General features: G+C 55.1%; 23 protein-coding genes. 12 read left to right on the top strand and 11 right to left on the bottom strand.

The genetic code is table 11. The features are described 5' to 3' along the window. The first annotated feature begins 186 nt into the window (after positions 1 to 186). From K0B01_10790 to holA, 7 genes are all read left to right on the top strand, one after another. Positions 187 to 867, top strand: a complete 681-nt coding sequence (locus K0B01_10790) for a tetratricopeptide repeat protein (GenBank protein MBW6486621.1) — start codon at positions 187 to 189, stop codon at positions 865 to 867. Next, positions 857 to 1,933 carry a Xaa-Pro peptidase family protein gene (locus K0B01_10785; GenBank protein MBW6486620.1) on the top strand — a complete coding sequence of 359 codons (1,077 nt, stop codon included), beginning with the start codon at positions 857 to 859 and terminating at the stop codon, positions 1,931 to 1,933. The genes K0B01_10790 and K0B01_10785 overlap by 11 nt, the downstream gene beginning before the upstream one ends. Positions 1,934 to 2,002: 69 nt before the next feature. Further along, positions 2,003 to 2,401, top strand: a complete 399-nt coding sequence (gene gcvH, locus K0B01_10780; protein ID MBW6486619.1) for a glycine cleavage system protein GcvH — start codon at positions 2,003 to 2,005, stop codon at positions 2,399 to 2,401. Positions 2,402 to 2,450: 49 nt separating this feature from the next. Further along, entirely contained in the window at positions 2,451 to 3,524 is a 1,074-nt protein-coding gene (gene hisC, locus K0B01_10775; GenBank protein ID MBW6486618.1) for a histidinol-phosphate transaminase, read from the top strand. A 252-nt stretch (positions 3,525 to 3,776) separates the two neighbouring features. Beyond that, positions 3,777 to 3,968, top strand: a complete 192-nt coding sequence (gene rpsU / locus K0B01_10770) for a 30S ribosomal protein S21 (protein ID MBW6486617.1) — start codon at positions 3,777 to 3,779, stop codon at positions 3,966 to 3,968. A gap of 19 nt (positions 3,969 to 3,987) precedes the next feature. Beyond that, positions 3,988 to 4,641: a TIGR00730 family Rossman fold protein gene (locus K0B01_10765; GenBank protein MBW6486616.1), complete on the top strand. Its 654-nt coding sequence runs from the start codon at positions 3,988 to 3,990 to the stop codon at positions 4,639 to 4,641. A gap of 65 nt (positions 4,642 to 4,706) precedes the next feature. Next, positions 4,707 to 6,110 (top strand): DNA polymerase III subunit delta, encoded by a 1,404-nt coding sequence (gene holA / locus K0B01_10760; GenBank protein ID MBW6486615.1) that lies wholly within the window; start codon positions 4,707 to 4,709, stop codon positions 6,108 to 6,110. Here holA and K0B01_10755 read toward each other — a convergent pair. Then, positions 6,097 to 6,642, bottom strand: a complete 546-nt coding sequence (locus K0B01_10755) for an NYN domain-containing protein (protein ID MBW6486614.1) — start codon at positions 6,640 to 6,642, stop codon at positions 6,097 to 6,099. The genes holA and K0B01_10755 overlap by 14 nt on opposite strands. Before the next feature lie 154 nt (positions 6,643 to 6,796). On the opposite strand from K0B01_10755, the gene K0B01_10750 reads away from it, so the two are divergent. Together K0B01_10750 and K0B01_10745 are read left to right on the top strand one after the other, a co-directional pair. Then, positions 6,797 to 7,654 carry a 3-hydroxybutyryl-CoA dehydrogenase gene (locus K0B01_10750; GenBank protein MBW6486613.1) on the top strand — a complete coding sequence of 286 codons (858 nt, stop codon included), beginning with the start codon at positions 6,797 to 6,799 and terminating at the stop codon, positions 7,652 to 7,654. A gap of 89 nt (positions 7,655 to 7,743) precedes the next feature. After that, the gene (locus K0B01_10745) at positions 7,744 to 8,886 is read left to right on the top strand and encodes an acyl-CoA dehydrogenase family protein (GenBank protein MBW6486612.1); all 1,143 of its coding nucleotides are present in this window, start codon (positions 7,744 to 7,746) and stop codon (positions 8,884 to 8,886) included. Between the two features lie 12 nt (positions 8,887 to 8,898). Here the strand turns inward: K0B01_10745 and rpe are convergent, their stop codons facing one another. Continuing rightward, entirely contained in the window at positions 8,899 to 9,570 is a 672-nt protein-coding gene (gene rpe, locus K0B01_10740) for a ribulose-phosphate 3-epimerase (GenBank protein ID MBW6486611.1), read from the bottom strand. Between the two features lie 413 nt (positions 9,571 to 9,983). Here rpe and K0B01_10735 point away from each other — a divergent pair, with 413 nt between their 5' ends. Further along, on the top strand, positions 9,984 to 11,273 hold the full coding sequence (locus K0B01_10735; GenBank protein ID MBW6486610.1) for a 3-deoxy-D-manno-octulosonic acid transferase: 1,290 nt from the start codon (positions 9,984 to 9,986) through the stop codon (positions 11,271 to 11,273). Positions 11,274 to 11,311: 38 nt separating this feature from the next. Here K0B01_10735 and K0B01_10730 read toward each other — a convergent pair whose 3' ends face one another. The 9 genes from K0B01_10730 to K0B01_10690 all read right to left on the bottom strand — a co-directional run bounded on the left by K0B01_10730 (position 11,312) and on the right by K0B01_10690 (position 17,644). After that, positions 11,312 to 12,211, bottom strand: a complete 900-nt coding sequence (locus tag K0B01_10730; protein ID MBW6486609.1) for a pyruvate synthase subunit beta — start codon at positions 12,209 to 12,211, stop codon at positions 11,312 to 11,314. A gap of 4 nt (positions 12,212 to 12,215) precedes the next feature. Further along, a complete protein-coding gene (locus tag K0B01_10725) occupies positions 12,216 to 13,421 on the bottom strand; it encodes a pyruvate ferredoxin oxidoreductase (GenBank protein MBW6486608.1) in 1,206 nt (401 codons plus the stop codon). Continuing rightward, complete coding sequence (locus tag K0B01_10720; GenBank protein MBW6486607.1) at positions 13,414 to 13,710, bottom strand: 4Fe-4S binding protein; 297 nt, start codon at positions 13,708 to 13,710, stop codon at positions 13,414 to 13,416. The genes K0B01_10725 and K0B01_10720 overlap by 8 nt, the downstream gene beginning before the upstream one ends. A gap of 32 nt (positions 13,711 to 13,742) precedes the next feature. Then, positions 13,743 to 14,321: a 2-oxoacid:acceptor oxidoreductase family protein gene (locus tag K0B01_10715; protein MBW6486606.1), complete on the bottom strand. Its 579-nt coding sequence runs from the start codon at positions 14,319 to 14,321 to the stop codon at positions 13,743 to 13,745. Positions 14,322 to 14,677: 356 nt separating this feature from the next. After that, positions 14,678 to 15,373 (bottom strand): glycosyltransferase family 2 protein, encoded by a 696-nt coding sequence (locus tag K0B01_10710; protein ID MBW6486605.1) that lies wholly within the window; start codon positions 15,371 to 15,373, stop codon positions 14,678 to 14,680. Continuing rightward, positions 15,374 to 15,586 (bottom strand): hypothetical protein, encoded by a 213-nt coding sequence (locus K0B01_10705; GenBank protein ID MBW6486604.1) that lies wholly within the window; start codon positions 15,584 to 15,586, stop codon positions 15,374 to 15,376. A 73-nt stretch (positions 15,587 to 15,659) separates the two neighbouring features. After that, positions 15,660 to 16,763 carry a hypothetical protein gene (locus tag K0B01_10700; GenBank protein MBW6486603.1) on the bottom strand — a complete coding sequence of 368 codons (1,104 nt, stop codon included), beginning with the start codon at positions 16,761 to 16,763 and terminating at the stop codon, positions 15,660 to 15,662. A 12-nt stretch (positions 16,764 to 16,775) separates the two neighbouring features. Then, complete coding sequence (locus K0B01_10695) at positions 16,776 to 17,201, bottom strand: hypothetical protein (protein MBW6486602.1); 426 nt, start codon at positions 17,199 to 17,201, stop codon at positions 16,776 to 16,778. Continuing rightward, complete coding sequence (locus tag K0B01_10690) at positions 17,198 to 17,644, bottom strand: hypothetical protein (GenBank protein MBW6486601.1); 447 nt, start codon at positions 17,642 to 17,644, stop codon at positions 17,198 to 17,200. The genes K0B01_10695 and K0B01_10690 overlap by 4 nt, the downstream gene beginning before the upstream one ends. A 466-nt stretch (positions 17,645 to 18,110) precedes the next feature. Here K0B01_10690 and K0B01_10685 point away from each other — a divergent pair, with 466 nt between their 5' ends. Together K0B01_10685 and K0B01_10680 are read left to right on the top strand one after the other, a co-directional pair. Continuing rightward, positions 18,111 to 18,698, top strand: a complete 588-nt coding sequence (locus K0B01_10685; GenBank protein MBW6486600.1) for an XRE family transcriptional regulator — start codon at positions 18,111 to 18,113, stop codon at positions 18,696 to 18,698. 47 nt (positions 18,699 to 18,745) lie between these two features. Further along, positions 18,746 to 19,248, top strand: a 503-nt coding sequence (locus tag K0B01_10680) for an isocitrate lyase/PEP mutase family protein (protein ID MBW6486599.1), incomplete at its 3' end; no start/stop codon positions are given.

The following is a 19,248-nucleotide window of genomic DNA, read 5'->3' as shown; positions in this document are numbered from 1 at the left end:
CTGTCGGCCTTCCGTAAGTCAATCGATAAAATTCCTCTTCTTGCGGCCAGCTTTCGACAAGAGTGATAGTTATTAGTCTCTTGACACGTTGTTACAGGCTGTGTTAGCTCGTTTTTGCAGAGGATATTCACGGCGCCTTTTGGGCTTTGCGCCGAGATGGAACAATAACCCGTTGGAAGACGATGCATGAATAACGAGAATAGCAACCAGGGACGAAGGTCGTTTCTTGCCGAAATGGAGCCCTATTTCGAGCGCGACGAGTCGCAGGTCGTGCTTAATCTGGCGCAGGCAAGGCTGAAAAGGATTCCCGATGATCTCGATGCCCGGATTGCGATTTGCCGCGTCTGGCTGCAGCAGGGGCGCATAGACGAGGCCCGCGATCTGCTTGGCGAAATGGAGGACATCCTGTCCGGCCTTTCCCGCCTCTATGCCTGCATGGGCGATCTTTACACAAAAAAAGGGCTCGCAGACGAAGCGGAGCTGTTTTATCGAAAGTTCACCGCCCTGAATCCGGCCTCGGCTCCGGCGCTCGATTCGGCAGATAGACTGAAGGAAATAGGGGCGCTTGCCGAAGCGGAGGGCTATGAACGAGAGGAGCCGGAGGGGGAAAACTCTGACACGTTCCCCGATTTTGGGACAGTGACCCTGGCCGAGCTTTATATCCGCCAGGGCCATCTCCCGATGGCTGAAGAGATGCTGGAGAAGATAACCGGTCGCGATCCCCAAAACGAGCGGGCGGGGGCGCTGCTGCAGGATGTCCGCGCCCGTCTTGGCAAGCAGGCGGGCGGGCAAAAAAATGCGGGCGTCATAATTGAGCTTGAGCGCTGGCTGGAAAATATAGGGAATTTATGTCGCCATGCAGCCTGAACCGGATGTCTATAAAAAGCGAGCAGGGCGTCTTCGCAGCCTTGCGGAAGCGGATTGTCTGATTATTTTCGACGAAAGCAATATCCGTTATCTGACCGGGTTTACCGGCGGCGACGGGGCGCTGCTGCTTGGCCCTGACTGGACGACCCTGCTGGTGGATGGTCGTTATATAACGCAGGCTGGACTTGAGACAAAGAATCTGGAAATAAGCGAGTTCAAAAACCGGACAGAGGCAATATCCGCCGTTTTTCAAAAGCGGGGCGCCATTTGCATAGGTTTTGAGTCTTCAGTCGTTACCTATGGAGAATATCTGCGACTGCGGGATTCGCTGCCGCGGGCAACGCTTCAGCCCTTGGGCAGCAGCCTCGATTTACTGCGGGCCGTCAAGGACGATGCCGAAGTGGGCGAGATAAAAAAGGCAATCCGGGTAGCAGAAAAAGCATTGACAGATGTAATTAGTTTGATTAAACCGGGCGTCACGGAAGCGGAGCTCGCCTACGAGCTTGAATACCGGATGCGTCGGGGCGGCGCGGAAAGGATGTCCTTCGAGACGATTGTCGCGACGGGACCGGATGCGGCCCTTCCCCACGCAACCCCGGGAAGGCGCAGGGTGGCTGCCGGGGATTTTGTCCTGATCGATTATGGCGCGGTTGTTAACGGATACCATTCGGATGAGACGCGGACTTTTTGTGTCGGTTCTCCCTCGCCCGAACAGCGGGAGGCTTACCAGCTCGTTAGGGAGGCTCATGACCGCGCTCTCGGGGCAATCCGGGCGGGCGTTTCCTGCGGCGAGATAGACGAAGTTGCCCGATCTTTTCTCGCTGAGAACGGGCTTGCCCGGTATTTTTCCCATGGCACAGGTCATGGCGTGGGGCTGGAGATTCACGAGCCGCCCCGGCTGTCGGCGGGCAGAGCGGAAATCTTGGAGGCCGGGATGGTGGTTACGGTCGAGCCGGGGGTTTATTTCCCCGGGGAATGGGGCATCAGGATCGAGGATATGGCGCTTGTGGGGAAGGATAGCTGCGAGGTTTTGACTACCCCGGGCGTTGGTCTTGTGGAGCTTTAGCCTCCTTGTTTGTTTTCTTCGGGGCGATGACTTTAAGGGGAGTTTCTTACAAAAACAGGATGATGAATTATGAAAATATTTCCGGATGATCTGCTGTACAGTCGCGAGCATTTCTGGGTACGGGTGGATGGTGATCTGGCAACGATCGGTCTTACGGATCATGGCCAGGATAAACTGGGAGAGATTGTTTCGCTGGATCTTCCCGAAACGGACTCGTACGTCGAATGGAACGAGCCGTTCGGGAGCATTGAATCTTCCGGGGTCACAATTGACCTGATAGCCCCGGTAAGCGGCGTTGTGATGAATGTCAATGACGATATTACCGACGATGCGGGCGTTATCAACAGCGATCCCTATGATACCGGCTGGCTGCTGGTGGTGGAGATGGAGGATCAGTCAGAACTGGACGATCTCCTCGATGCCGCGGCTTACCAGGATTTTGTGCTCCAGGAGGGCGATCTCGATTAGCCGGCGTTATCGGCTCAAAACAGCCGCAGAATTGGAAAAACAAGACGCAATGGATATAAAATCCGTAATCAAGGAAGAGGTGCTTGCCCATCAGGCGTATCCGGTAGAAAACGCCCGGTATCCGGTCAAGCTCGATGCGAATGAAAATCCGCTGACGATTTCCGCAGGGTTGCGGGCGGAGTTTGCGGCCCGGCTTGCGGAAATTTTCCTCAACCGCTATCCGGAGGCGGGCGCGCCAAGCTTGTCTGGCCGCTTTGCCGAAAGTTTCGGCGTTAAGCCGGAGCAGGTCATTATCGGCAACGGTTCAGACGAACTGATTCAGATTCTCTGCAGTGCGGTGGCCCGTCCGGGGGCTGAGGTCATGATTCCGACGCCGACTTTTGCTATGTACCGCATCTCTCCGGTTAATGCCGGGTGCCGGGTTGTGGAGGTCCCGCTCGACGGCGCGTTTGATCTTGACGTCGCCGCGATGAGCGCGCAGAGCAAAGCGCACCCCCCGGCCCTCGCCTTTCTGGCCTCGCCCAACAATCCCACCGGAAATTGCTTCAGCCGTGACCGCATTGCAGCGATCATTGAAAGTTTCCCCGGCATTGTCGTTGTTGACGAGGCGTACCAAAACTTTTGCGGGCAAACATTTTTGCCGCTCCTTGCAAAATACGATAATCTGGTGATTCTTCGCACCCTGTCGAAGATAGGCTTTGCCGCGGCCCGCCTCGGCCTCCTCGTCGGCAGCCCCGAACTGGTTTACGAGCTAAACAAGGTGCGGCTTCCCTATAATCTCAGTGCGCTTTCCCAGGCGGCTGCCGGTTTCTACCTCGATCATGAAGAGGTATTCCTGAAACAGGCAGAAGAGATTCGCCTCTGGCGGGAGGAGCTTTATGCCGAGTTGCTGGCAATAGCCGGGATAAAGCCGTGGCGTTCCGATGCAAATTTCATTTTTTTTAGTTGCGATTTCGATTCCGATCGTATATACAGCGAACTCTTAGCGGGAGGAGTTCTTGTCAAGAACTTCAATATGCCCGGAAGGATTAAGAACTTCATGCGCGTTACCGTCGGTACGCCTGAAGAAAACGGTATTTTTATAAAAAAACTGAAAGAAATTTTACAACAGTTAGGGGCGTGATCCACAAATAATTGAAAAAATGGCGGTTTACGGCACAGCCTGAAAAGGCGAGGGGCCGTGCTGCCTTTTTTTATGCCGCTTTTCCGCTGGCGCCCGGCGTTATTTTTTGAATTTACAGCCCTCCGCTAGCGGTTTTTCAGCAAAAAAGAGAAAATCCGTATTTTCATTACAGGTGTTCCGGTGCAAGCGGCTATCTTGCGGATCGCTCGATAGTTGCCGATAACGTCATTTAAACGAAAAGGAGAAGGAACTTTGGAAGTAAAGGTATTTGACAACGATGTAGAAAAGGCATTGAAGATCCTGAAGAACAAGCTTTCCAAGAGCGGGCTGTTTAAGGAATTGAAACTGCGCCGCGCCTACGAAAAACCTTCGGTGAAGCGCAAGCGCAAGGCCATCGAGGCGCGTCGGCGCCTGGCCAAGGTGCAGAGACGCAAGATTTTTTAAGAAAAGAAAAACGAAAATAATGGCTGAAAAACAATATGTAGTGGATGCCCTCTCCATTGAGGAGTCATGGCGCATATTCCGGATCATGGCGGAGTTTGTGGATGCCATCGAGACCCTTACCGGGGCCAAGCGCGCGGTCAGCATTTTCGGCTCGGCCCGAACGAAGCCCGGCGATGTCTATTACGAGAAGGCCGAGAAGCTCGCAGGTTTGCTTGCGAAAGGCGGGTTTGGCGTAATAACCGGCGGCGGACCCGGCGTGATGGAGGCGGGAAACAAGGGGGCGGCGGAGGCCGGCGGGCAGTCGGTGGGGATGAACATCCGCCTGCCCTATGAGCAAAAGCCTAATATTTACGCCAACGTAAGTATTGACTACAAGTACTTTTTCATTCGCAAGGTCATGTTCGTCAAGTACTCCGTCGCCTATGTAATCATGCCCGGCGGTTTTGGAACTATGGACGAACTCTTCGAGGCGTTGACCCTGATCCAGACGAAACGGATAAAGAGTTTCCCCGTTATCCTGATGGGGAGCGAATACTGGCGGGGGCTTGTGGACTGGCTTCGGGAAACGATGCTGCCAGCCGGCAAAATTTCCGCCCACGATCTCGACCTTATTCAGGTTATAGACGAGCCGGAGGATGTTTTCCGGTATATCGAGAAGTACGTAATCATATAGAAACCCCAATAGACGTCCCGGTTTGCGCCTGAACGCCTCCTTACCAGTAAAGCGTCGCTTTTCTTATGGCTGCTCACAAAGAAGATGCCGTTGAGGCTTCGTCCTTCAAAGAGGTCATCGCCGAACTTGCCAGGGGCAAGGCGGCGCCTCCGTGCTTTCTGCTCTACGGAGAAGAGGAATTCCAGCTTCAGGATGCCCTGGACAAGATTGTCGATACGCTGCTTCCCGTTGTCAAAGAGCGTGATTTCAATCTCTTTGCGACAGACGGCGAGCACGAGGATGTGGGCGCCCTTTGCGAAGCGCTGATTACCCCGCCGCTTTTGCCGGGGCGAAAAGTCGTGATCGTTAAAAATACCCGCCTTTTTGACTCTAAAAATAATCTTCCCCAGCTCATTTCCCGAATACGGGAGCGCCTGGAATCCGACCCGGTGCGGGCCACTGCCGAGTTCATGCAGTTTCTGGCGCTTGCCGGTTTGCAACTGGATGACCTTCGGGACGGAGGCTGGCGGAAAATGGATGACGAAGGGTGGCAGAAACTGGTTCCCGGCGACGACGGGGGGCAAAGGGAGGCGTGGCTTCCCCGGATTGTGGAAATTGCGGTTGACAGAAAAGCCGCGCCCGTTGTCAAAAGGCCGGATGAAGCAGAGCGACTGGAGAGGATTTTATCCGGGGGCATGCCGGCGGCCAATCATCTCATTTTGACGGCGCCCGGGGCTGATCGTAGAAAAAAGCTATTTAAAACAATTGCCGCCGTCGGGCGGATTCTCGTTTTCGAGAAGATAAAAAAAGAGCTGAAACAGCAGCAAACGGTTATGGAACTGGCCGCCGCCAGCCTTGCCAGGAGCGGGAAAAAGATTTCCGGCGGCGGTTGGGAAACTCTCGGGAAAAAAACCGGGTTCAGTCTGCGGGAGTCGCTGGGGGCAATAGAGAAGCTGATTACATACGCCGGCGAGAATGCCGTGATCGAGGCTGCCGATGTGGAGGCCGTCGTCGGCAGGACCAAGGAGGATGTGATCTTCGCACTGACTGGGGCTATCTCTGCAAGAAAACTGCCAGACGCTCTTACAGCGCTGCGGGAGCTGCTTGAACAGGGCGAGGCGCCGCTGATGATCTTTGCGATGCTGACCAGGGAAATCCGGCTGCTGCTGCAGGCGAGGCTTTTGATCGATGCGGGACGACTCAAATCATTCAACGCCAATACGACGGACTACGGGCGTTTCCAGAGGCTTATCTATCCGTCCCTGAAGCAGCCGCAAGCGGAGGATCAGCTCGATCTCGTCTCGCAGCACCCGTTTGTTGTTTTTCAGGCGCTAAAGAATGCGGCGCGTTTCACCCGCCGGGAACTGATCGCTTATCTGGGGCTGCTCGCCCAGACCGATCTGGAACTCAAATCAACCAACCTCCCGCAGCCGTTGCTCCTGGAGCGTTTTCTTGTTTCCTCCTGCCGCCCCGGGCTCAAAGTTTCCTGAGGGCGGCGAGGGCAAGCCGTTTATGCCGGGAGAGTCGGCGCGCCGGGCCCTTCTTTTTCGTCTTGTCGTCATCCTCGTCTTCGTCTATTTTTCTTTTGTAGAGCTGGTCTTGAAAAGGGAGTGCCACTTTGGCCTCCTCCGCCGATGAAGGTGTTTCCTCCAACAGGGCCTCGAAGGTTGATGAGGAGATTACGCTTTTGCCCCGATGGGCGGCGTGAGTGGCGATTTCTCGATCCGAGGTGACAACCGTTATCTCCTCTTGCCCCGTCTCGGCAAGCCTTTTTATCACCTCGTCGGCCTTTTCTCCAATGCGGGAATAGATGATTTCCACCCCTTCGGAGCGGTCGCGCTCCTCGTTCGGCGAGCCGCCGATCCAGCCGTCAAAGACCACGGTAATCGAGTGGCCGCGGTTTTTTCGGTACGCAGCAAGGCTGCGGATGAGCGCCTTGCGTCCCGCTTCCAGGCTTATCCGTTCATACTGCCGGAAGCTGGACTGCCGGATCAAATTATAGCCGTCAATGATTATGCGCATCGTGTTTCCGGAATCATTAATTTGTTGTATGCCCGCGCCGGCTGTGTTATACGCCTCCGAGCGTAATCCCGATTACAGCAAACGACGGGAGTCTTTCATATCACTATGCCTGAATTGATTCAATCCGAAATAAAAATAGGGAGGTAGGAAGCAGATGGAGATCAAGAATATTTGTGTTTTGGGCGCCGGGCTGATGGGAAATGGTATCACCCAGGTATGCGCGGAGGCGGGTTTTCAGGTCAAGATGCGGGATATCGAGCAGCGCTTTATCGACAACGGCATGAACAATATCCGCAAGAATCTTGCCCGTGATGTCCAGAAGGGGAAGAAGACACAGGCGCAGGCCGATGAGATTCTGGGGCGCATAAAACCGGTGCTGGATCTGAAGGAGGCCGCCGCCGATGCGGATGTCGTCGTCGAGGTCGTCGTTGAGGTCATGAACATCAAAAAGCAGGTCTATGCAGAGTTAGAGGCGATAGTTTCCGATAAATGTCTTTTCTTCACCAATACTTCAGGACTCAGTATAACCGAGATGGCGGCGATTACCAAAAGGCCGGATCGTTTCATCGGCACGCACTTTTTTAACCCGGTTCCGGTGATGCGCCTGCTGGAGATCATCCGCGGCTATGAGACGTCCGAGGCAACCCTCGCTGTCGCGAAGACCTGGGGGGAAAAGCTCGGCAAGGAGTGCATAGTCGTCAAGGAGGCCCCGGCGTTTGTTGTCAACCGGATATTGTGTCTGATGCTCAACGAGGCCTTTTTTGTCCTTGGCGAGGGGCTGGCGACTCCGGAGGATATCGACAAGGGAATGGTGCTTGGCTGCAATCATCCGATTGGACCGCTGGCCCTGTCGGATCTGATCGGCAACGATACGCTGCTCCATGTTATGGAAGGGCTGCATAAGGAGCTGGGGGACAAATACATTCCCGCGCCGCTGCTTGTCCAACTGGTTCGCGCCGGCCGTCTCGGCCGGAAGTCGGGCAAAGGGGTCTATGATTACACGGCGAAGTGAAATATCCGAATAGCAGGTCTCTGCTGCCGGCGGCGCTGCAACTGGGAAGGGTTCCCCGGCTTTTATGAAATCGGGAAGGGAGAGACAAAATGGATTTTGAATTTACCGAAGAACAGAAGATGCTCAAGGATATGGCCTATCGTTTTGCCCAGGCGGAACTGGCGCCGGTGGCGCAGGAATGCGACTTGGAGGAGAAATACACGCCGGAGATTCGCAAAAAGGCGGCGGAAAACGGCCTGGTCGGCGCCTGGATAGCGGAGGAATACGGGGGCGCCAATGCCGGCATTCTCGGCAATGCCATTATTACCGAGGAACTTTCCAAATTCGACATGGGCATCGGCCTCAATATTACCTCCGCGTCTTTTGGCTGCGAGGCCATTTACCAGTACGGATCGGAAGAACAGAAAAAACGCTATCTTCCCCCTGTCTGCCGGGGCGAGCAGGTAAGCGCCGGCGCCTTTACGGAGCCGAATGCCGGGACGGATGTCGCCGGATACAAGACGCGGGCGGTGAAAGACGGCAGCGACTATGTGATCAACGGCAACAAGATGTTTATCACCAATGGCACGGTATGCGATTTCATGGTCACCCAGTGCATCACCAATCCGGAGGAGAAAAAGCACAACAGTTTCAGCCTGATTGTCATCCCGGCCGACGCCCCGGGGGTAACCCGCAACAAGATCCACGGCAAGATGGGGATCCGCGCCAGCGCCACGGCGGAGATTGCCCTGGAGGATGTGCGTGTTCCCCAGACGAACCTGGTCGGAAGAGAAGGCAACGGTTTCAAGCAGTTGATGCATTTTTTTGATACCACCCGGGTGATGGTGTCCGCCCAGGCCCTGGGGCTGGCCGAGGCCTGTCTGGAGACGAGCATCAAATACGTAAAAGAGCGCACCGTCTTTGGCGCGCCGTTGGGCGCCTACCAACTGACGCAGAAGAAGCTGACCGAAATGGCAATCAGGATCGAGGCGCTGCGGGGGCTTGTATATAAAGCGGCCTGGCTGATCGACGAGGGACGTCCCGATTACATGCTGGCCGCGATGGCGAAATTTTTCGGCGGCGAGACTGCGGTCTTCTGCGCCAATTACGCCGTCGAGCTGCACGGCGGTTACGGGTATATCGAGGACTACGCGGTGCAGAAGTGGTATCGGGACGCCAAAATCCTCGAGCTGTACGAGGGGACGAAAGAGGCGGAGATCATGACGATCGGCCGCTATCTGCAGGCAAGATAAGGGCAGGCGGATTTATACGGCAACAAGCGGCGCGGCGAGGATGTTTCTCATCGCGCCGATTGTTGTCTGATAGCTATCGCTTTTGAAGATCGCGTTTCCGGCGACGAAAACATCTGCGCCGCAAGTGGCAATGGTACGAAGATTATTCAGGGAAACCCCTCCATCTACCTCCAGTAGCGCCGGGGACCCCGTGCTTTTGAGCAGCTCCCTGGCCGCGCGGATTTTGGCAAGGGAGCTTTCGATAAACTTCTGCCCCCCGAAGCCGGGGTTGACGCTCATAATCAGCAGCAGATCGATCTCCGGCAGGATTGGTTCGACCAGACAAAGAGGCGTGGCCGGGTTTACCGAAACGCCGGCCTTGAGCCCCTGTTCATGGATCAGGCCAAGCAGCCGATGCAGATGCGCCGTCGCTTCGACATGGACGGTGAGCCAGTTGGCCCCCGCCTGCGCGAAGGCTGCTACGTAGCGCTCGGGATTTTCGATCATCAAATGGACGTCAAAGGGCAGGGTCGTTGCCTTGCGCAGGGAGGAGATCAGCCCTGGGCCGATGGTGATATTCGGGACAAAGTGGCCGTCCATGACATCTATGTGGAGCCAGTCGGCCCCTGCTGCCTGCACCGCGGCGATTTCCTCGCCGAGTCGGCTGCCGTCCGCGGAAAGTATCGATGGCGCAATAATTTTCATCCTGCTTCTCCTGTTGCTTTCGTTGCGAGCTTGAATAACGACCGTCATTCCTAATTCACGCTGCTATTGAAGTTGCCTCAATAATCAAAGAATATTCCCAGTCTGTCATTATTATATCCCCCCTTTTTAGCTAATCTCAGGTTCACCAAATATGATCCTCGAGGTGTTACGAGTATAGAAAGAAGGCGGTTATATGTCAAGGCAACATGCACCAGGGCAAAAAAATAAATATTATGCGGCTGTTAGTTACATAAATAAAATCAGATATTTTTGCGGAGAGCAAATTCACCGTGGACGTTGCTTCCTTGCGATTCACCGATAGCCGTGATATGCGGCAGGCCGGTAATTGATTTTTGGAAGGGGAACGTCTTGCTTTACCATTTTTCTGATTGTTCGCTGGGTGATTGTTTTAAATGTGGTCGTTAGCCTACAACGTGCTGCTCTTTTTTTTCGCCATTTTCGCCCTTCCCTATTATGGCCTGAAGATGTTGCTGACGGGGAAGTACCGCCGCTCACTGGGGCCGAAATTGGGCTTGAGCCACACCGATGACTTAAAATCTTTTACGGGGAGGCCGAGGATCTGGGTGCATGCGGTGTCCGTCGGCGAGGTGACGGCGGCAGCCCCGATTATTCGGGAGCTTTATGCCCTTATGCCCGAAGCCGGCATTGTGCTTTCGACAAGTACGGAAACGGGGCGGCAGATGGCCGAAAAACTGGCCATGGGCGCCACGCTCATCTACTATCCCCTTGATATCCCCTGCGTGGTCAAAAAGGTTCTGGATTATGTACGTCCCGATGTTTTTGTCCCGGTGGAAACGGAGGTATGGCCCAATTTCATCGGGCTCTGCCGCAGGCGGGGGACCCGCGTGGTCATGGTCAACGGCAGGCTCTCGCCCCGTTCCTTTGCCCGTTACTACCAGACCTGTTTTTTCTGGAAGGGGGTCTTCGGCGGGATTGACAAAGCCGGAATGATTTCCGCGGTTGATGGGGAAAGAATAGGGCACCTCGGGATGGACCGTTCCCATATAACAGTTATGGGAAATGCCAAATACGACGGTTTCGCCGCCGCCGCCACTCCGGAATTGCAGAAAGAAACAGCCGGCCGCCTCGTGATGGAGACCGGCGCCAAAATCCTCGTCGCGGGCAGCACGCATGAAGGGGAGGAAGCTGTGATTTTGGATGTTTATCGCCGGTTGCGGGAGTACCGTCCCGAGCTTATGCTGATCATTGTCCCGCGTCATGTCGAACGGGCGGCGGCGGTTGCCGAGCTGCTGCGCCGGGCAGGTTTTATGGATTTTATCCGGATGTCGCAGATAAACGCCGGCAAGAGGCGGGAAGGCGAACGAATTGTTCTTGTCGATGTGATCGGCGAACTCTTCAAGATATACAGCCTCGCCACGGTTGTTTTTTGCGGGGGAAGCCTGGTCAAAAAGGGCGGGCAGAACATCCTTGAGGCCGCCGCCTGGGGGAAGGTCGTCTTTCATGGCCCCTATATGGACGATTTTCGCGACGAGGAAACGCTGCTTGGCGCGGCGGGGGCCGGAATAACCATCCACAGCGCGGAGGAACTCTACGCCGGCATCTGCGGGCTGCTTGATAATCCAGTACTTCTCCACGAAAAGGGGGAAGCGGGGCGGCGGGCGATTGCGACGGCCCGCGGCGCCTCAGCCCGCTATGCCGAGCTTGTCAGGCAGGCGCTTTGAAAGATTCAAGTTTCGACGCCCGGCGCCGAAACTGTCTGTTATCCTTCGGCCCGCTTCAGATATTCGTTCCACTTGCCGTCCACCCATTTCTGCATTTTCCCTAATTGTTCCATGCTCATCTTCTTGAAACGTCCCTGTTTTTCGATGTACTGCACAAGCGGCGCGCGGGTCCCCTTTTCCGCGAGCGTTTTGCTGCGGCCGGTGAGGCGGAACTTGCCGTCCTCGATCTCGTAAAGGACAACGACGCTGGTCTCGACGGCAAGTCGGCCGAGCTTGACGGTATCCTTTGGTGGAAATACCCAACCGGGCGGGCAGGGGGCGGATATCTGCATGTACCTGGTTCCCTTTATCCTTTTGGCCTTGACAAACTTGTCGTAGAGGTCAACCGGGTAGGAGGGGGACATCATTGCCAGATAGGGGATGTCGTGGGCCTCCATGATCTTCATCATGTCCTTTTTGTTCTGCTGTTTCGTCAGCACCGGGGTGGTCGTCGTCAGCGCCCCGATCGGCGTGGCGCTGGAGCGCTGAGTGCCCGTATTCATATAACCTTCGTTATCGTAGCAGACATAAATGAAATCAGTCCCCCGTTCGGCAGCGCCGGAGAGGGCCTGTAAGCCGATATCGAAGGTGCCCCCGTCGCCGGCCATTGCGACCACCGTCGTGTCGGTGCGGTTCATCGCCGCGAGGCCGGCAACGAGACCGGAGGCCGAGGCGGCGGTGCTGGCAAAGGTGCAGTTCAGGCAGGGCACATTGACCGAGGTCGTCGGGTAGAGGCCGTGCAGAACCGTAAGACAGCTCGCGGGGATCGTCATTATGGTGTTTTCCCGGAGAGCCTTCAGGATGTAGCGGTAGGCAAGGGACAGACCGCAGCCCTGACAGGAGCGGTTCCCGGGCAGTATGTATTCCTTCTGATTGACATTAAAGAGTTTTTCCGGCATTTTTTTACTCCGTTACACAGTTAAGCCAGGTCTGCCGTTCCCGCGTTCCGCTTGCGATATCGGCAAGCGAAGCCCGGACGGCTTCGGCAAGTTCAGCGGCTTTCACATCGCGGCCGCCCAGGCCGGCAATGTAGTTATGCACGGGCGCGTCTATCCCCGTGCCGTAAAGGGCCGCCTTGAGATCGGCTGAAAGGGCGCCTTCGTATCCGTAGCTGACGTTCTTCTCAAAGATGACAATGGCGGGCGCCTTTTTGAGAACTTCGCGCACCTCCTGGCGGGGAAACGGCCGGTAAGCCCTGATGCCGACCACGCCGGCGCGGATTCCCCCCTCCCGGAGGAGGTCTGCCGCAGCGGTCGCCTCGGACGCGAGCGAACCCATGCCGACGATACAGACCTCGGCATCGTCTGTTTTGTAACTCCAGAGCATCCCGCCGTGGTCGCGACCGAAGCTCTCCGCGTATTCGCGATTGGCCGCAACGATTATCTCCCTTGCCCCCTCCAGCGCGTTCTGGAGTTTCCAGCGAAACTCCATGTAGCCATCCCGGAGGATGCCCAGGTCGTCTCTTCTCTGGCTGGGGAAGATGACGGGATTGATATTCCGGGGCTCTTCCGGGGAGAGAAACGTATGGGGTTTGTAGGGGGGCAGAAATGCATTCACCTTTTCGGCGTCGGGGATTTCCACAGGCATCATCGTGTGGGAAAGGACGAAGCCGTCGTAACAGACCATAACCGGGCAGTAGGCCTGCTCGGCGATCCGGTAGGCCTGGATGACGGTGTCGATGATCTCCTGATTGTCCCGGCAGTAGAGCTGAATCCAGCCGGTGTCCCGCTGGGCGATCGAGTCCTGCTGGTCGTTGAAGATCGACCAGGGGGCGCCGACGCCGCGGTTGACGACGCAGGTGACGATGGGCAGGCGGGAGCCGGCGGCCCAGTGGAGTTGTTCGTGCATGTAGAGGAGGCCGTGCGAAGAGGTCGAGGTGAAGACGCGGGCGCCGACGGTGGCGGCGGCAACGCAGACGGTCATGACGGAATGTTCGCTTTCCACCCGGACATACTCGGCCTTCAGTTCTCCCCGCTCGATCCATTCGGCAAGCGTTTCGGTAAGCGAGGTGGAAGGGGTGATCGGATAGGCCGAGATTACCTGCACCTTACAGAGCTTGACGGCGGCCGCCGCCGCCTGATTTCCGGTTAGAATTTTGACTTCACTCATTTTTCGCCTCCTCGTGCATGACCATCGCAATCGCCCGGGCGGGGCACTCCTCGGCGCAAATCCCGCACCCCTTGCAGTAATCGAGATCGATCCGGATGGGGTTGCCGGTGATGACCACCCCTTCCGGGCAGTACAGCCAGCAAAGATAACAGGCGGGGCGATTCTTCAGCGAGGCGATGCACTTGGCCGGGTCGATAACCGGGGTTGAGTCGCGCCAGTCGCCGGTTCGTCCGGCTTCGCCGATGGCCGGCCGGCACATGGCCGAGATATTGTCGTCTTTTATTTCCATAGCTTACCTTTCTTAAAATAGGGACAGAAACCTTATTTCGGTCGCGAAATAGGGGCGCTGCCCCTATTTATTGTCTCTTCGAATGCCGCCCTCAGCGCGGCAATGTTTGTGGTCGCCGCCGTTCCGGACAGTTTCCATTTGAGCCCCTTTTCCATAGCGGCAAGCGACACCAGCCCCGACGCCTTGGCAAAGACGCCGAGCATCGGGGTGTTGACGATCGGCGCCCCCTCCTTGAAGAGATGAAACCGGATGGCAATCTCCGCCGCATCCAGCGTGGCCGTGTTGCCGTCCCTGCCGATTTCCTCCGCGCTCTTGGCGGTGTTGACAATCAGCAAACCCCCCGGCTTCAGCGAGCCCGTGATGTCAACCACGTCAAACAGCGACGGGTCGAGAACGACGGCGATGTCCGCCATCCCTATCTGCGAAAATGTTCGGATCGGGGTATCGGAAATGCGGGTTGAGGCCGTAAGCGGCGCCCCGCGCCTTTCGGGGCCGAAGGTGGGGGCGGAGGTGACGCCTTTGAACCCGTGCAGATAGGCAGATTCGGCCAGTATCTGCGCGGCGATGACTACCCCCTGACCGCCGCGGCCATGCCAGATAACTTCATACATATTGTTCTCCCTTAGAATAATTCATCTTTGTTGTCCTGCTCTTCCTCTGCCCTTTCCCTCCCCCGGGGGAGAAGGGAAATATTGACGGCATATTCTCCAAAAACAAAAAGGCCATGGATTGCAAACCCATGGCCTTAGGATACGTTAACTTGTGGGGGGCAGTACTCTATCCTGAAAGCGACGGGTGCTGGGCGCGACCCAGCCCGAGAAGGACGAGGCCAAGCAGGAGACCCGTACCAGGTCCGCTTTGCTTCCTGCATTCCCCTGTCATCTTTGTGTGCGTTTTCATCTTGTTCCCCTGGAAAAAGTTGGCCGACCTTAGAACAAAAGCGACTGGCTGTCAACCGGAAATTTGGTTAATCCATAAAACGGTACTTCAAGAGTGTAAACAGCGCGGAGATGCCATGCCTCCAGGTGATTTTTTTCCCTTCCGCATAGCTGCGGCCGTAGTAGGAGATGGGAATTTCATAAACCCGCCAGCGTTTGTTTTTGCAGATCTTTGCCGTCAGTTCCGGCTCGACGGAGAAACCGTTCGATTTTATCTTTATTGTTTCAATAACTTCCCGGCGGAACATCTTGTAGCAGGTCTCCATGTCGGTGAGCGTGGTGTTGTAGAGGACATCGGTCAAAAGGGTGAGCAAGCCGTTCCCCAGTTTGTGCCAGAAGAGGTGGACGCGCTGCGGTTTTCCCCCGGAAAGGCGGGAGCCGTAAACGACATCGGCGACACCGGCATTGATCGGTTTGATCATTTCGACAAACTCCTGGGGGTCATACTCCAGATCGGCGTCCTGGATCGTCGCGATTTTACCCGTGACATGGCCAAATCCGGTGCGCAATGCCGCCCCTTTACCCATATTGCGGCCGTGAAAAACGGTTTTGACGCGACTGTCGAAGGCTGTCTGTCTGAGCAATTCGGCGGTTCCATCCGTCGAGCCGTCGTCAACGACGATTACCTCCATTACAAAATCGAGGTTCAGGACCTGTCCAATAACGGGAAGGATCGTCGTTTTTTCATTGTAAACGGGGATAATGACAGAGAGTATCTTTTCCATTTACCTCACCTGAAAACGAAGTTTAATGTTCACAAAACGAAGTTTAACGGCCTCGTAAAAAGTCCCAACTTCCCTCCCTCTTGATGGGGGAGGGTTAGGGTGGGGGTGATAAGCTACTGTATTGCCGTCTGTTCTTTTCCCCTCCCCTTCATCCCCTCCCGCCAGGGGAGGGGAAAATTGACTTTTTACGAGTTCATCAAGGTTAACGTTCATAAAGGCCGTCCCGGACGCGACGGAGCGCGTCCCTTCAGTCTTAATCAGTTGGGGGAGGGGCGATGCCGCATGTTCAGCCCTTTATGCGCCCCTGCTTGCGTTTTGACGACAAATTTTTCCTTGCCGGCGCTCTGACTGACGCCGCAGTTTTTTTGCTCAAGCCTCCCCAATTGCCGTCCGGCGGGTTGGCGATCATAAAGAACAGAAAGATAATGGAGGGCCATAACTGGATATACAGGCGATTGAGCGACGTCGCGATATGGTATTCCAGGGGGAGCGGGGTGAGCAGGTAAACGGTAAAGTATCCGCTCAGCATCAGGATCAAAATGGCAGAGGTGCAGATGACGCCGCTTTGGTTCCGTTGGTCGTGATTGATGCCCGCAAACCAGAGCCAGGCGGCCGGCAGCAGGATGCTGACAGCGCCGGGGGCAAGTTTCATGCCGACACGCAGATCGACCGGCCCCTTGGTGAAGTTGATCCCCGTGATGAAAAAGTCCCGGGCGATTGCTCCATAGCGACCCCCGTCGGTAAGTTTTGACCATATCGTTTCCCCGGCGGCGAGTCCCGTTGTCAGGTCGTTAGCCGGCGCGAGCTGCATTTTGAAGTAGATCACGAAAAGCAGAACCGGCAGCGCCCCGGCCAGAAACCAGCCGCAGCTCGTCGCGGCCCCTTTCCAGCCCCCCTTAAAGGCGGTTGCCGTCAAAAGGACAAACAAGACAACCAGGAAAAACATAATCCCCTCGTTTTTTGTCCAGGCGGACAAGCCTGCGGCGAGCCCCGCGAGGAGCAGCGGGCCAAATCCCTTCTCCGCAAAGCGTTCCTGGAAAAATAGTAGAACGATCGTCGCCAGAACAAAAAACGAAAAGGGAACGTCGGCGAACTGGGAGATTCCCATCAGGATGAAAAAGGGGGTGGCGATCAGGATCATTCCCGCCAGGAGTCCCCCGGAGAGGTTTTTGAGAAAACTTACCGCGGCAAGAAGCAGCCCCGCCGTCAGCAAAAAGAAGATAAACGCAAAGGCCGCGGGGACATAGATTGATTCGAGGCCGGTGTAGCGCCAGCTCCGGACGAGCGAAAGCGGAAGCAGCAGCGGGTAATCCCAGTGGCTCCAGTCCATCGGGAGCGAAAATACCTCGCGCCAGGCATCGCCGCTCCGGGCAAGAAAGCGGGCGTGCATGTTCCAGATCAGTCAGGCATCCCAGCGACCGTGGGGCTCTTTCAAAAAGGCAAAGAAAAATGCCCCGCCAGAGGCCAACGCCTGAAGGGAAAAAACGGCAATCAACAGCTTTTCCAGTCTCGTTTTCGCGGGAGGGACACTGCAGGGCATTTTTTCAAGATTCTCGCCGCGCGGGGGCTTGGCTGTCTTCTGCAACGAGAAAGAGATAAGCAGCAGGCACAGGAGGATGTCGAGCAGTGGTGCGAGGCCAATTATGCCCGTTATCATGCAGAGAAAATAGATGCAGGAGCTGATGCCGACGCCAATTCCCGTTCCCAGAAAAAACTGTAAGGGGAAGGAGGCATTTCCCCCGTCCGGCTTGGGAAGAAGGATGCGAACCAAAAAAAAACCGGTTGTTGCAGACAGGAAAAGCGAGGCGAAAAAAAGGAGGAGGGTCACAGTTTTTCCCCCTTCCGGTAGAGGATCAGGCCGTCGCCGAGGTTGCGAACCAAAAGCAGGTGGTTTTTATCCAGAAATTCCTGATCCGGCTTTCCTGTAATGAAGTTGCCGACAACAAGCGGGTAAGCGGGGCTGTTGCGGACAACAATCGGGGCGAGCGTGTACTGCGTCAGGACATACTGGCCGAGAAACTCGACATTGGAAAAGGTCCTTTCGGCGGCAAATATCCGGTCGTTTTCAACGGCTGTGATGTAACCGACCGAGCCGGAAGCAGGCAGGAATTCTTTCAGCGAAAGGATTCTGCCTTCGTGGACGGTAACCGGATCAGTTGCCGGCGCGTCCCCATAGGAGCGGGCATTTTGCCAGAGCGCAGTGAATGCCGAGCAGCAGGTCAAGGCGACCAGAAGCAATATCCCCGTCTTTTGCTTTATACTGGTGAACATAGGTCCCTTCTGCTTTTCCTCGAAATCATAAATCTCCCTGCCTCTGCGCGCAAGTTCAGGGGGAAACGATATTTCCCAATATGCGTCCACTATCTTCCGGCGCGACGCGGCGGCACAATCCCGTGTCGTGCACCTTTACCGGATTCCCGCTCCTTTTGTAAAGGATGATTTAATCAACCGGGCGAGTTTGTCCAGCAGGGGTGAAAATGTGTCCGGCGCAAGCGCGCTGATCGGCAAGGCATGGAAGCGGCATTCTTCTCTCCTTTATATTTTTAGCGGCTCCAATGGGACCACGTCGGTACGAGAACTTTATTGAAAAATGCGCCGTTTCGTCATACCGGCGATAAGCCGGTAACCAGCGATGGAAGATGCATTAGCGAAGCGTAACGCAAAAAACAAGGGCTCCTTTTAGGCCGCATATTTTTTTGTTGACATTTGTTCGCTTTTAGCATATTTATTATTCACTATGAAGACCACCGGAGAAAATGCAAAGGAAATATGCGACGTCATCGGAAGACGTATCAGACTGATAAGACATAATAAAAAAATGACACTTGATGATTTGGCTCAGAAAACAGGGTTTGCTAAAAGTTACCTTAGCCAGATCGAAACCCTGAAACGTGAACCGCCAATCAGTACCCTGGCAAAAATAGCCTATGTCCTGAATGTTGATGTATTTTATCTTCTGAGTGGGGAAATTCGCCAAGCGGAGTATGATTTTTCCCTCGTAAGGCCTTCCGAAAGAAAGAATGTTCCCCGTTTCTTTGGCAAATTTGGATATATATACGAATCCCTGAATTACAAAAAGATGGACAGACTCATGGACGGGTTCATCGTGACCACAGGGTTTGAGTTTCCAACAGAGACTTTGACGCATGAAGGGCAGGAACTTGTCTATGTCCTTGAGGGACGTCAGGAATTCTTTTACGATGGCAAAATTTATGAGGTTAGTGAAGGCGATTGCTATTGCTATAATTCCAATAAGCCCCATTACTCCCGAAGTGTTGGAGATAAAAAGGGGAAACTGCTGGTAGTATTCGCATCCATAAAATAGGGTGCACGGTTGTGTAACTCCCCATAAACCCATTTTGAGGTATATTGATGAAAAAGACCACTTTGTTTAGAAAACTGATCTTCGACAAGGATATCCTGTTACTTCCTGGAGCCTACGATTCTCTCTCCGCAACAATTGTTGAACAGGCTGGCTTTAAGGCCGTAACCCTTGGTGGGTACCCTGCTTCTGGCTCACTTCTTGCCAAACCGGATGTATCGCTGCTGACTATGACGGAGATGGTAAACCATGCGCATTATATCGTGGGAGCTGTTGATATTCCGCTTTTTGTCGATGCTGACACAGGGCATGGGAATGTGACCAACGTGGCGAGAACCGTCAGAGAGTTTGAGCGGGCTGGTGTGGCAGGACTTTTCATAGAAGATCAGGTCTTTCCAAAACGGTGCGGACACATGGAGGGGAAACAGGTCATTCCAGCCGATGAAATGATTGTCAAGATCAGGGGTGCCGTTGATGCCAGGATAGACGACGATCTTGTAATTATGGCCAGAACGGATTCGTTTGCGGTTCATGGAATTGAAGAGGCCATAGA

This window comes from Syntrophobacterales bacterium (assembly GCA_019429105.1).
Lineage (GTDB): Bacteria > Desulfobacterota > Syntrophia > Syntrophales > UBA5619 > DYTH01.
This window is presented reverse-complemented; position numbering and strand designations above follow the sequence as displayed.